Genomic DNA, 13,027 nt, shown 5'->3' with positions numbered 1-13,027 from the left:
TGCAAGTCGAGTCCGGGTGGTCAGTACCACGCGGCCGGACGCACGTGTAACACCGGCGAAACACATCCTTGACTGCGGGGAAACACGGCATCCATAGCGTCTGGTCGCGACGAACCCATGCAAGCGACACTGGCTGGGAACCGATCCGTAAGGAGAACAAGTGACGTTCAGCACGGCCGACGAGGTCATCAAATTCATCGCTGATGAGGACATCGAGTACGTCGACATCCGGTTCAGCGACCTGCCCGGTGTGCAGCAGCACTTCTCGATCCCGGGTAAGGCCTTCACCACCGACCTCGCCGAGGAAGGGCTAGCGTTCGACGGCTCCTCCGTTCGTGGGTTCCAGTCCATCGACGAGTCGGACATGCTCCTGCTGCCCGACTTCTCCACCGCGCGCGTCGACCCGTTCCGCGCCGCCAAGACGCTGAACCTCAACTTCTTCGTGCACGACCCGTTCACCCGTGAGGCCTACTCCCGCGACCCGCGCAACATCGCGCGTAAGGCGGAGGAGTACCTGCGCTCCACCGGTATCGCCGACACCGCGTACTTCGGCGCCGAGGCGGAGTTCTACATCTTCGACTCCATCCGCTACGACTCGTCCATGAACGGCGCCTTCTACGAGATCGAATCGGTCTCCGGTTCCTGGAACACCGGTGCCGAGTTCAACCCGGACGGCACCCTGAACCGCGGCTACAAGGTCCGCAACAAGGGCGGTTACTTCCCCGTCGCGCCGTACGACCACTACGTCGACCTGCGCGACAAGATCTCGACCAACCTGCAGAACGCGGGCTTCGAGCTCGAGCGCGGCCACCACGAGGTCGGCACCGCCGGTCAGGCCGAGATCAACTACCGGTTCAACACCCTGCTCGGCGCGGCCGACGACCTGCAGCTGTTCAAGTACATCGTGAAGAACACCGCGTGGGCCGAGGGCAAGACCGTCACCTTCATGCCGAAGCCCCTCTTCGGTGACAACGGCTCGGGCATGCACGCGCACCAGTCGCTGTGGAAGGACGGCAAGCCGCTGTTCCACGACGAGGCCGGCTACGGCGGCCTGTCCGATATCGCCCGCCACTACATCGGCGGCATCCTGCACCACGCGCCGTCGCTGCTGGCGTTCACCAACCCGACCGTGAACTCCTACCACCGTCTGGTGCCGGGCTACGAGGCCCCCATCAACCTGGTGTACTCCCAGCGCAACCGCTCCGCCGCGGTCCGCATCCCGGTCACCGGCAACAACCCGAAGGCCAAGCGCATCGAGTTCCGCGCACCGGACTCCTCGGGCAACCCGTACCTGGCCTTCGCCGCCATGCTGATGGCGGGCCTGGATGGCATCAAGAAGAAGATCGAGCCGCTGGCCCCGGTCGACAAGGACCTCTACGAGCTCCCGCCGGAGGAGGCCAAGAACATCCCGCAGGCCCCCACCAGCCTGGCGTCGGTCATCGACCGCCTCGAGCAGGACCACGACTACCTCACCGAAGGCAACGTCTTCACCGAGGACCTGATCGAGACCTGGATCACCCTCAAGCGTGAGGGCGAGATCGCCCCGGTGAACCTGCGGCCGCACCCGTACGAGTTCGAGCTGTACTTCGACGTGTAAGCCTTTCCGGGCTTCTGACCTGCGGCGGAGCGTCTAACCAAGATCCTCCGTCCGTAGTCCGTCCGCAGTAGGTTCCCGCGAGTCCATCCGTTCGGCGATCACTTCACCGATTGCCGAACGGGTGGACTCGTCTGCGTGAAGTGACCCGCCTCTTGACCGCAGCAGGCTCACTCGAGTCGTGACACGGCAAGACCTCGAGCTGTACTTCGAGGTGTAAGCCGCAAGTTCGTTCTGGCGTCGGCGGCCTACACAGCGCTCCACGTGGGTGTGCCGTAGACGTTGAGTTTGTCGATGCCGTGGTCGGCGGAGAAGCCCAGTCCGACCGCCGAGTAGCGCCAGGCGGCACCGGACGACTTAGCAGCCTGGGCGAGTGCGTCTACGGCATATGTGGTGCCGTGGTGGCGGGATGCGAGTTCGGTCACGAGATTGCCGAAGTCGGTGTGTTGCCGCGACCCGAGTGAGAGCCCGAAACCGGTGCCGCCCGCGCTTCTCGAACAGCAGACGAACCAGTCGTGTCGGTGGAGTTCGGCTGCCTCGATGCCACTCCGGACGAACTCGGACAACAGTTCCCAGGCCGGATGCCCGAAATATCGAGACAGTTTCATCGGCACACCCACGTCGTCGTAGCGTGCCTTCAAGTAGATCTTGTGGTTCACATCGCCGCGTGCATCCACCTCGAGCGCGGCGGCCACCGGGGTGATGAGCTTCTCGTGATCGGGCACGGGGACCAATCCGGCGAAGCCGGGCCAAGTGCTGCACAGCCTGTCCAGTGCCCCCGGCACGATCTTGAGGCCGCCGTAAACCTTGAGGCGAGCCGCATGACGTGGTGCCGCGACATGATGAACAATCCCCGTCCACGTCGCCGAACGATGCTGCGCGGGCACTTTGGCAGGGTCCGGATACAGCGTCGTGACAAATGACCGCAGCATCTCGACCACGCTCTCATCACCGTTGGGCAGCCATGCGACCAGATCGCGTATCGAGGCCAGGTGAGCGGCGACACGAGAGGCGAATTGCGTCTCCTGCGTCGCGATCTCGGTGATGTAGCGAACGGCGGGCGTGAATTTCCCCCGGCCACCGCTGACACTGGCTTCGAACGGCGTGCCGGAAATCGTCAACATGCTGGCTCGGTGACCATCCGGCCCCCGCGGGTCGAGTCGACCTCCGCAGGCTTGTTCCAGCATGGCGCGGATGGTCGATGGGTCGCTACCCGGCGACAATCGATCGGCCACGTCGACCAGGAATTCTCCGGCAGGTCCAGTCATCGAGATCGTCAGGATCGCCCGGCGTGGACGGGGCCTGCGGACGGCGCTGCGGCACTTCTATCCATATCGGCAGACTCTCTCACTCCAGCGCCGCGCCTCCTCACGGCACTGTTCCCAATTCTGGGAATTGTGAGTCCGTGCGGCCTGCTGTGCTCGGAAGTGGCATGTCTTTCGATCGGCAGGGGCGCGACCTTGCCGGGTGGTGGGAGCCTGCCGCCGATGTTCGCGTACACCGCCGGGCGGCTTGCGCGCGGCCTGGCCTAGCCGGTCCGATCTCAGAGGGAAAGCAGGGTGTCGTGGACAGTGATGTCACTGAAATGATCGCCGCGGCGTGCGAGTTCTTGGTGAGCCACCAAGATGCCGATGGCTATTGGCGCGACTATGAATTGCCCCCTGGCAGATCCGAATCCTGGATCACCGGATGTGTGGGTGTCGCGCTGAACTCGGCCGAGGATCTCTTCGTACCCGATCCCCGCCGTACCCTGGCGCTCGACCGTGCCGTCGCGGCGTTGCGTGACTCGCAACGACCGGGCGGGTGGGGATACAACCGATCAGTGTCGTGCGATGCCGACACGACCTCATGGGTGGTGCGATTGATGGCCACTCGCGATACTGGATATCCCTTGACGGCGGATGTTTTTACCGACTACATCACACCGGTCGGCGCGGTGCGCACCTTTCCGTCGCCGGTATTCGGTTCGTGGGCAGAGGAACACGACGAGGTTGCTCCCATGGCAGGGCTTGCGCTTCTCGCACTGGGTGACACGCTCACGATCGAGAACATCCGCGCGCATACTGTGCGCCGCCACCTGGACAACGGAAAGTGGGATTCGTTCTGGTGGCGCTCGGACGCATACGTCGCGGCACACAACCTGACGTTTCTGGCACTTTCCGGCGGCATACCACGGGGGATCGCCGAAGCGGAGCAGGAGCGCTTGAGTGAAGCTGTCGGCCCGGCGGACGGATGCCTTGATCCCGGCTGTGAACCATCCTTCGACCTCGCTCAGCGCCTGATCACAGCCGTGCGGCTAGAGGCATCTGGCTACGTCGCCCTGCTATGTCAGGCGCTGCTGGCGGCGCGGCTACCGGATGGCGGCTGGCCGGCCTCGATGGGGCTGCTCGTTCCGGGTCAACGCACGCCGACCACCGAGATGTTCGCCGATGATCGCAGGCTACTCAGCACGGCAATGGCTGTGCTGGCCCTGACGGATGTCGCGCGCGCAGCACGGCTCGGGCTCGCCACGACAGAGAGGTCTACGACCGCTGCGCCGACGGCCGAGCCCGTAGGATCGTCGGTCAGTCGCAGTGCAGGCGGGCGTCCTGCCGGCGGATGAGTGAGGATCCATGCGAGAAATTCACCCCAACGTACGCGCCGCACTCGGCCTGGGGCGAGAACTGCGGCACCGCATCGCCGCAATGCGCGAACGGTCCGACGGGATCGTCGCACGCCGACCGTCCCCGAGCGGCTTGGTCATTCCCGAAGTCGACGCGACCGGCCGGTTGCTGGACCTCTACCTGGCGCCCGGCACCTGCGCCCGTTTCGACAACGGAGAGCTGGCCGCCGAAATCATGGCTGCCGTCACCGAGAGCGTGGAGGATGCCCGGCGGCAATACCACATCGCGATGAACGACACCGACAATCTGCCACGGCCGCTGTCGGAGGTCATGCGGGAATGGCAAGGCGAAAAGGGGCCGGACCAGCAGGCCCCCACCTCTGGGAAGGCGGAACAATGAGCCTGAGATAGCTGGCGGGAGGGATCGACCGAGCATGCCGAATTACCTGGATGTCGAGCCGGATCAGCTGCGCGCGATCGCCGAGCAGCACGGTCTGGCCGCCGCGAACATCCGGAAGTGGGGTGAAATCCCGCACCAGTGGCTCGCGGACTTCGAGCCCACCTACGGCATGATCGCCGATCCAGTGCGAGCGGCTCTGGTGGACTACTACAACAGGCGCCATGACACCGCCGAACGTCTCGCCACCAATCATGAACGGTCGCGAGACGAACTGATCGCCGCCGCGAGGGCGCTCGAGGCTGCCGATCAGTCCGGCAGACATCGGATCGGAGGCGCCGGTGATGGTTTCGGCGACGCAGTCCCTCGTGTCGGCCCGACACCCGGCGCGCCTACGGATCACACGGCCCCGGTGGGAGACAGCGGGGACACGCCCTCCACGAACGGCACCCAGCCGCTGCCTCGTCCTTCCATCGAGCCCGACGCGGCAGGTGCGCCGGGCGCGCCCGACGGTGACGTCGGACGCTCCGACCAGCCGCTTCCGCCGTCGGTCTCCTCGGTGCCGCAGGCGTCCGACACCGCATCCACCGGGATCACCGCGCCGGGCGGGACGATCCCGCATTCGGTCAGTGGATCGGAGCCGGACAGCGGCGATCGGGCCGATGCAGTTCTTGCCGTCGACGGCTCGAGCAGCACGCCCGGCATGGTCGGCATGGCCGGTGATTCGGGTAGTGCCGCAAGTGCAGTCGGCGGGCTGGGTGCGCCACCGGTGTTGGAACCGCTCCCGGCGAACGCTGCCGGCGATGCCGCGGGAATGGCCACGGGGATGCCCGCGCCCCTGGCAACAGGTCCTTTCGCGTCGGTGGCCCATGCGTCCGAGAACAGGCGGCGCCTCCCGTCGTTGGTAGTGGGTGGACAGATCGGAGAGGATCTGGCACTCGCCCGTACCTTGCTCGCCGCTACTCTCGCTGCCGTAGCCGAATCGGCGCATGGTCTGGAATGGGCCGTGGCGGTGATGCGGACTCCGATCGGGCCTATCATTCTGCTGACTTCCACCGAGGGCCGTGGTTGGCTGCCGTCCGGTCTGTTCCTGCCGTCCGAGGTCACCCTCCCGTGGAAATGGGACGCCGTGCTGGACAACGCGGCCCGGAGAGCCACCGCGGCGCTGGAGAGCACAGCGGATCCGGCCCGGATGCTGGCGGAGTTCGGCTCGGTAGGCCGCCTCAGGAGCGCTCGAATCAGTGCGATGGTCTCGTCTACGGCCATCTCGGACGACCTGTTCGCCATCCTCGGCGAGGATGTCGCTGTCGAGGGCGGGGTATCGCCTGCCGAGTCCGCCGTCGACTTCACCACCCCCGGGGTCGGACTCGTGGATCGCTTGACACTTGCCGGTTCGAGCGAATTGCTGCTACAGGCGGATGCGGTGCCCGAAAACGAAATCCGGGCAAAGTGTCTCGAACTGGCCCGAGTGGCGGATGCCCGGGTCCGCGCCGCCGTCCCGCACATCGGTGGTGGGTTTCCTGCCTACCGTGCCGCGCGGCAGCAGATCTTCGACGCGATGCACGCCGGTCGGCCTGTTCCGGCGATCTGGTTGGAGGAGATACTCGCCGCCGACAGCAGGACGGCAGCGGAATTGCGGTCGCGGCAGATGGGGATTTCCTACGCTCCGCCCGGGGGGCCTCCCTCGGACGTGTCGAGCGCGGAAACGCTGCGGGCCATGGTTTTCGAGCGTCGTGCCAACGAACTGCTGTCGCTGGCCGTCGCGGGCGAACCAGATCGGCAGACGCTGCGCGACGCGCTCTATGTGTACGGCCAAATCGCTGATCACCCTCAGCTACCAGCGGTCGCGCGCGTGACAGTGGAGGCGACCGACACCGCCCTTGCGCACCCCCACGCTGGAAGGACGCGGGATGCCGGGACGGATTCGCACGGCGTAAGCGTCAGTCCCATCGGCTCCGACGGGGCGCCCCCGCGCATCACAGAATTGTTGAACGGTTCGGCTGGGTCCAAGGGCTCCAGTGAGCAGAGGAGCGCCTGATGAGCAACGTAGACGACGCCGTCAACAAGATCAACAAGCACTACGAGTCGACCACGTGGGACGGGGCCGGTTTTCAGGACGGCCAAGCCGAAGACTCGTTGAAGGCGCTGGACGGACTGAATTCGACCGAGTTCAAAGAAGCCTTCGACAAGCTGGAGCCCCAGGTGCGAGAAATGCTCGCCAGGGACACGTCCGGCAGTGTCGCCGAAAAATACCCGAAGATCATCGATGCGCTGAAAACCGGACACCCGGAAGATGTCGTCACCGCGAAGAAGACGAAGGAAGACGAGGCTGCCACGCCGAAGTTCGCGGACGGTTACGGCTGGGAGTTGCCCGACGAGAAAGAACATTTGTATCGGGTCGACCTGTATCAGCCGAAGGGCGCCAGCGCCTCCCTGATCAGCCTGATCGAGGACACCGAGTTCACGATGCAGTGGGGCTTCGACACGCTGGGCGCTCGTGATCCGAAAGCCGCTCCCGACTTCACCAACGTGCTCGACGGCCAGCAGGTCACGAGTGCGGACGGGTGGTCGCAGGTCAGAGACAAGCACGACACGTTGAAAGAGCAGTTGAGCAAGCGGCAGACCGAGTACTCCGACGCGCACAAAAACGTCAAGGTAGACACAGACGACTCGGCGGTGCTGAACTCGGATACCTTCAAGAAGCTCAAGCGGATCACCGAAGACCTCAACGAGAAGCTCCAATTCGCGTTCCCGGGCGCGAAAGTGGTCGACGGCAAGATGAAGTACAGCTTCAAAGACGCCGATAATTCTATGACAGAGATCGTGGCTTATGAGAAGAACAAAGAATCGGGAAACTATTTCCTGACCGCGGAAGCGGAGCAGTCGTACTACGTGCGACATATCGATGCTGCTGCCGAAAATTGGGACAAGGAATACGAGCAGGCGACGAAGGAGTTTCAAAAGAAATCCGAGAATATCGATAATCAAAATAACAATAACAACAACAACGCGAACAACAACAACAACGCCAACAACAATAATAACAACGCAAACAACAATAACAACACCGGTAATCCCAACAACGGCAACAACAACACCTATGTGCCGCCGAACACAACGGGTAACTCGACAACGCAGCAGACCGGCGCCACGAACGACGACTGGAGTTCCACCTACGACGACCTGATCGACGGGTCTACCGACACCTCGGCGACCGAGACGGGTACGGGCACCCAGCCGATCTCCGACAGCGGCGGTGTGGATACGTCCTCCTCGGGCGCGTACCCGGGCGCGACTCAAGCAGGGTTGCAGACCGGGACCGGATCGGGAACGACGGGTACGAACACCGGCGCGAATACCGGCAGCGTCGCGCCCGCCAGCAATACCGGCGACAACGGTATGGCCAATGCGATGCAGCAAATGGCGATGATGAGCGCCATGAGCGGGATGATGAACCAGGGGAATCGTCAGCCCGACGACGATCGAGCCTACGCGGAGCGGGATCGGGAAAAGGAGCGGGAGCGGCGTGAGGAGCGCGAGCGGAAGCGCAACGCCCAGACGGCCACTGCGAATCAAGCAGTTCAGCAGGGGGCTCCTCCCGGCGTGACAGCGCCGACGTACGCGGGCGCTCCGCCGCCGATAAACGCACCCGGCACGACGCCGGCGGTTCAGATCGGGAATGCGACGGTGCAGGCATCGCCGCCGGTCGCCGAGGCTTTGCAGAAACAGACGCAGAACGTCGCTCTCGATGCGATATCCGCGTACAAGGGGACCGCGGGTGAGATCACGGCCGAACATCCGCCTGCGGTGGTCAACGGTCCCGGCGACTTGAAGACGGGCGACATTCTTCAGTGGGAGAAGTTCAGTGCGCTGGTCGTCAGGAACCCGAACGGGATGGACGGACTGTTCGTCCTGGACGGTGGCCAGCTCATTCCCTTGGATCCCAACAACCCCCCGTTGACGGAAAAGTACGGGAATTTCACGGGCTTCGTCCACCCGACGGGTCTGGATGTCGGTTCCAATACCGCCGATCCCGGAGCCACGGCACCGCCTCCGCCGACGTTGAGCACGGCGCAGCCTTCCGGTCCGCCGCCCGTGGGACCACCGCCTCAGGTCTGAACGGCCGGAGCGGAATCCGCATGGACGGTGCCATTGGTGGTAGGCAGCGAGCGGAGCGGACTACGCGCGCGCCTTCTCCCCGCGCACCGACGCGGCGACTTGGTTCGGCATCGGTTCGTGGCGGGCATAGGTGCGGGTGAAATCGCCGGTGCCGTGCGAGATCGAGCGCAGGTCGATGGCGTAGCGGCTGAGTTCGAGTTCGGGGACCTCGGCGTGGACGCGGGTGCGGCCGGTGCCGTGCGGCTCGGTGCCGAGGACGCGGCCGCGGCGGCTGGACAGGTCGCTGAGCACCGGGCCGACGTAGTCGTCGGAGACCAGTACCCAGACTTCGGCGAGCGGCTCCAGCACTCTGAGCCCCGCGGCCGCCGCTGCCTCGCGCAGGGCGAGGGAGCCTGCGGTCTGGAACGCGGCGTCGGAGGAGTCGACGGAGTGGGCTTTGCCGTCGAACAGGGTGACGCGCACGTCCACGAGGGGATATCCGGCGGTCAACCCGCGGGAGGCCTGCGCTCGAACGCCCTTTTCCACCGACGGAATGAATTGGCGCGGAACAACTCCACCGACCACTTTGTCCACGAACTCGATCCCGGCCCCTTCGGGCAGCGGTTCGACCTCGATCTCGCACACCGCGTACTGCCCGTGCCCGCCGGACTGTTTGACGTGCCTGCCGCGTCCGGTGGCCTTGCCCGCGAACGTCTCCCGCAACGCCACCTGGTGATCGGTCACGTCGACCTGCACGCCGAACCGGGTCCGCAACCGTTCCAAGGCGACGTCGCGATGCGCTTCGCCGAGACACCAGAGCACCAGCTGATGGGTCTGCGCGTTGTGCTCGAGTCGCAGTGCCGGATCTTCGGCGGCCAGGCGGGCAAGACTTTGGGAGAGCTTGTCCTCGTCGGCTTTGCTGTGCGCGCGAATGGCGATGGGCAGCAGCGGGTCCGGCATCGGCCACGGCTCGATCCGCAGGGGGCTGTCGGTGGACGACAGCGTGTCGCCGGTTTCGGCGTGACCCAGTTTGGTGACGTAGGCGATGTCGCCCGCGATCGCCTGCCGCAGCGGGCGTTGCTGCTTGCCGAAGGGTGCCGAGATCGCGCCGACCCGCTCGTCCAGCTCGTGGCTCTCGTGGCCCCGATCCTCCAGGCCGTGTCCGCTGACGTGCACCGTGTCGTCGGCGTGCAAGGTGCCGGAGAAGACGCGGACCATACAGACCCGCCCGACGTACGGGTCGGAGGCGGTGCGGATGACCTCCGCGGCCAGCTCTCCGTCCGGGTCGCAGCGCAGCGGATGCGGTTCGGCGCCGTTGCTGGCGGTGATGGCGTGCTCGGCCGGTGTCGGAAAGCCGCCGGTGATCAAGTCGAGCAACTCGACCGTTCCCAGGCCTTGCTTGGCGCCCTCCGGCGCGGGCGCGGCGAACAGCACGGGGTGGAAGCTGCCGCGGGCGACCGCGCGCTCCAGGTCGGCGACCAGCGTCGCCAGGCTGATCTCCTCGCCCTCGAGATAGCGCTCCATCAGGGTCTCGTCTTCGCTCTCCGCGATGATGCCCTCGATGAGACGGTTGCGCGCTTCCTCCAGAGCGGGTACCTGATCGGGCGAAGGGTCGCCCTGCACCTCCTCCCCGGAGGAGTAGTCGCCCACGCAATGCGGCAGCAGCTCCACCATGCCGGTGACCGGCCGGTGGCCGTCCGGGTTCTTCGGGCCGTACACGGGCAGATGCAGCGGCAGGATGTTCTCCGACGATCCGCCGCCCAGCACCGTCCGGCAGGTCTCGGTCATCACGTCGAACTCGTCGCGCGCCGTGTCCAGGTGGGTGATCACGATCGCGCGCGGCATCCCGACCGCGGCGCATTCCTCCCACAGCGCCCTGGTCGCGCCCGCGATTCCGTCCGCGCCCTCGGCCGCCGAGATGACGAACAGCGCCGCGTCGGCCGCGCGCAGCCCCGCCCGCAGCTCGCCCACGAAGTCCGCGTATCCGGGGGTGTCGACCAAGTTGACCTTCATCCCGGCCCATGCCACCGGCACGACCGACAGCTGCACCGACCGGTGCTGGCGATGCTCGATCTCGTCGTAGTCCGACAGCGAGGTGCCGTCCTCCACCCGTCCGGCCCGGTTGACGGCCCGTGCGGTGAGCGCCATGGCGTCGACGAGCGTGGTCTTGCCCGACCCGCTGTGCCCGACCAGGACGACGTTGCGGATCTGCTCGGGCCGGTCCGCGGTCACTACGCCGCCGTTGCCCGCGGCAGCTCCGTTGGTCTTGTCCACCATGTGTCTCGCTCCTCTGCTGACACCTGCCGTACGTCAACCTTCCCACCGGGCGTTGCGTTCCGCCGACGATTCGGCAGATCAGGGTGTGGACGGGCGGTCCTTCGCGGGCGGAGGGATGGCTCGTCGGTGCGAGGGTCGCCTCGCAGGTCGGGCCCGTGGCGCCGCCGCCACGAGCCGTCACGCGAGACGAGCGGCACGCTGTTCGGAACCGGCTCCCCGGGACCGGGGCCGGTGACGGTCACCTCGATCACCGTCGCAGTGACCGGATTGATGGCTCGCGCGACGCGGGCGATCAACTCCGGGTCCCGTCGTCTGCTCCGGGCCGCAGTGGCTTCATCGCCGCCGGGACCGCTGCGTGTAGCGTCCACCGCACTGTTCGCCCGGGGTGGCGAGCGCGGGGATGGGCTGGGCTGAGCAGTCGCCGGTCGGTCGGGCGCCGTGCCCGGATACAGCTGCCTGACGATGCCGGACCAGATGGTGGAGGCGGTGGCCCCCAGCGGGGGCGATCCATCGCCGGTCTGCCAGGACCGCTCGAAGCGGGCTCCCAGCGGCGAGGCGAGAACCCGATGCGGGTTCGGTCAGGACAGCCGGCGGATGTCTCCACGGACGCGGTAGAAACCGCCGCGTGCCGACTCGGCGATGCCGTCGACTACGTAGCGAGCACCCGCTCGTCGGATGTCCTTGGGGAACTGCACATTCCAGCCCTGGCGGAACCCGGGCGAGACGACACGCACGCGCAGCGAAGTGCCGTGACTCACGCATTCCACGATCACGCCGGTGCCCGCGTCGGAGGTGATTTCGACGGTGTCGCTGGGCACCACCGCCGAGATCTCGGGTGCTTTCACCGACACCGTCTGGGGCAGCACGCCCTGCTCGGCATCGCGGATGGCGGCTTCGCCGACGTCGAGACAGGCCAGCGTGCCGGTCGTGGTGACCAGGTACAGCTTGTCGTCGTGGTACTGCATGGAATAGGCCGAACCGCAGCCGGTGGCCAGCTTCCACACGCGGTTCCCCGCGGCGTCGAAGCAGTACACCGACGAGTAGTTGTCACCGGCGAAGACGTAACGGCCGTCGGGCGAGGTGGCACAGGAGAAGACCGCTGCATCGCACTGGTAGATGTGCTCGGCTCGGCCGTTCTTGGCCACCATGCGGACCTGGTTGCGGGAGGTGCCCGCGTAGACGGCGTCGGATTCCTGCCAGCCGAACAGGACGTCACCTCCGGTGCCCGCCTGCCACAGGGGATTCCCGGTGTCCAGGTCGTACTTGGTGACGCCCGTGGAGTGCCCGTGGTAGACGCCGTGCGCGTCGATGCGCACCATCCAGCCCGAATCGCCGGTGCTGCGCCGGGTCCACAGCGACTCTTCCTCGTAATCGATCACGGTGATGCCGCCTTGGCGGTCGGAGACGCCGAGGATGCCGTCGTGGATGTCGAGCCAATAGATGTCGACATCGGCCGCGATGTCGTAGGCCGCCCGCGGCACCTTGCCCGACAAGTCGTAGACGCGGCCGTCGTCGCATCCGGCGTAGATCCAGAAATCGTCGGCCACAATGCATTTGACGGCGTCCGGCAGGCGGTACCGGCCGGTGACCACGCCGTCCGGGGTCAGCGTGAACACGTCGCCGCTCTCGTTGCCCACCCAGCAGCGGCGCTCGTCGACGAAGATGCCGAAGGCGGCGGCGCCGGAGTCGAAACTCCACAGCACGGGCGCGGCCTTCGCGGTCGAGCGGCCGCTGCTGATCGCCCGCCTGGTCACCGGACGCCTGCCCCGCGCCCCCATCACGGCGGGCGCATAGCCCTTCCGCACCTTCTCGCCGACCTTCTTCGTCGCGGCCGCCTGCGCCTTCTCCTCGGTGGCGAACGAACTGACCTTCGTCTGCCCCTGCTCGCCGATGCGGCCGAAACGGACACTCACTTGCGTGCCCGCGACGATCACCTCGTAGAACTTGTGCGCGGTCCCACTGTCCTCGGACAGTTCGAGATAGGTGGTTCCCCCGATTGTCATAGTGCCTCGCCTGTTTTCGTCAGATCAGAACGAGACGAAAGTTAGCAAGAGGCACC

General features: G+C 66.0%; 8 protein-coding genes. 5 read left to right on the top strand and 3 right to left on the bottom strand.

Features of this window, described 5'->3' with window-relative positions; all coding sequences use genetic code 11:
* Positions 1-160 precede the first annotated feature (160 nt).
* Positions 161-1,597 (top strand): type I glutamate--ammonia ligase, encoded by a 1,437-nt coding sequence (gene glnA, locus ACGF7Y_RS29650; protein ID WP_040865778.1) that lies wholly within the window; start codon positions 161-163, stop codon positions 1,595-1,597.
* A 245-nt stretch (positions 1,598-1,842) separates the two neighbouring features.
* Here glnA and ACGF7Y_RS29645 read toward each other — a convergent pair whose 3' ends face one another.
* On the bottom strand, positions 1,843-2,781 hold the full coding sequence (locus tag ACGF7Y_RS29645; protein ID WP_393239452.1) for a hypothetical protein: 939 nt from the start codon (positions 2,779-2,781) through the stop codon (positions 1,843-1,845).
* A gap of 377 nt (positions 2,782-3,158) precedes the next feature.
* Here ACGF7Y_RS29645 and ACGF7Y_RS29640 point away from each other — a divergent pair, with 377 nt between their 5' ends.
* From ACGF7Y_RS29640 to ACGF7Y_RS29625, 4 genes are read left to right on the top strand one after another with little or no spacing between them, the layout of a single operon-like run.
* Positions 3,159-4,196 (top strand): hypothetical protein, encoded by a 1,038-nt coding sequence (locus tag ACGF7Y_RS29640; protein ID WP_393239449.1) that lies wholly within the window; start codon positions 3,159-3,161, stop codon positions 4,194-4,196.
* A gap of 10 nt (positions 4,197-4,206) precedes the next feature.
* A complete protein-coding gene (locus tag ACGF7Y_RS29635; protein WP_174371799.1) occupies positions 4,207-4,596 on the top strand; it encodes a hypothetical protein in 390 nt (129 codons plus the stop codon).
* 34 nt (positions 4,597-4,630) lie between these two features.
* The gene (locus ACGF7Y_RS29630; RefSeq protein WP_393239446.1) at positions 4,631-6,631 is read left to right on the top strand and encodes a type VII secretion target; all 2,001 of its coding nucleotides are present in this window, start codon (positions 4,631-4,633) and stop codon (positions 6,629-6,631) included.
* Entirely contained in the window at positions 6,631-8,712 is a 2,082-nt protein-coding gene (locus ACGF7Y_RS29625) for a hypothetical protein (protein ID WP_393239443.1), read from the top strand. The genes ACGF7Y_RS29630 and ACGF7Y_RS29625 overlap by 1 nt, the downstream gene beginning before the upstream one ends.
* A 60-nt stretch (positions 8,713-8,772) precedes the next feature.
* Here the strand turns inward: ACGF7Y_RS29625 and ACGF7Y_RS29620 are convergent, their stop codons facing one another.
* On the bottom strand, positions 8,773-10,968 hold the full coding sequence (locus ACGF7Y_RS29620) for an elongation factor G-like protein EF-G2 (RefSeq protein ID WP_393239441.1): 2,196 nt from the start codon (positions 10,966-10,968) through the stop codon (positions 8,773-8,775).
* Between the two features lie 578 nt (positions 10,969-11,546).
* Entirely contained in the window at positions 11,547-12,971 is a 1,425-nt protein-coding gene (locus ACGF7Y_RS29615) for a WGR domain-containing protein (RefSeq protein WP_393239438.1), read from the bottom strand.
* Positions 12,972-13,027 lie beyond the last annotated feature (56 nt).

Origin of the sequence: Nocardia sp. NPDC047654 (assembly GCF_043205035.1) — a bacterium.
Taxonomy (GTDB): domain Bacteria; phylum Actinomycetota; class Actinomycetes; order Mycobacteriales; family Mycobacteriaceae; genus Nocardia.
This window is presented reverse-complemented; position numbering and strand designations above follow the sequence as displayed.

Excerpts from the sequence above, each read along its gene's own strand:
- ACGF7Y_RS29645 (WP_393239452.1), bottom strand. The coding sequence starts at position 2,781 with ATGCTGGAACAAGCCTGCGGAGGTCGACTCGACCCGCGGGGGCCGGAT.
- ACGF7Y_RS29635 (WP_174371799.1), top strand. The coding sequence starts at position 4,207 with ATGCGAGAAATTCACCCCAACGTACGCGCCGCACTCGGCCTGGGGCGA.
- ACGF7Y_RS29630 (WP_393239446.1), top strand. The coding sequence starts at position 4,631 with ATGCCGAATTACCTGGATGTCGAGCCGGATCAGCTGCGCGCGATCGCC.
- ACGF7Y_RS29625 (WP_393239443.1), top strand. The coding sequence starts at position 6,631 with ATGAGCAACGTAGACGACGCCGTCAACAAGATCAACAAGCACTACGAG.
- ACGF7Y_RS29620 (WP_393239441.1), bottom strand. The coding sequence starts at position 10,968 with ATGGTGGACAAGACCAACGGAGCTGCCGCGGGCAACGGCGGCGTAGTG.
- ACGF7Y_RS29615 (WP_393239438.1), bottom strand. The coding sequence starts at position 12,971 with ATGACAATCGGGGGAACCACCTATCTCGAACTGTCCGAGGACAGTGGG.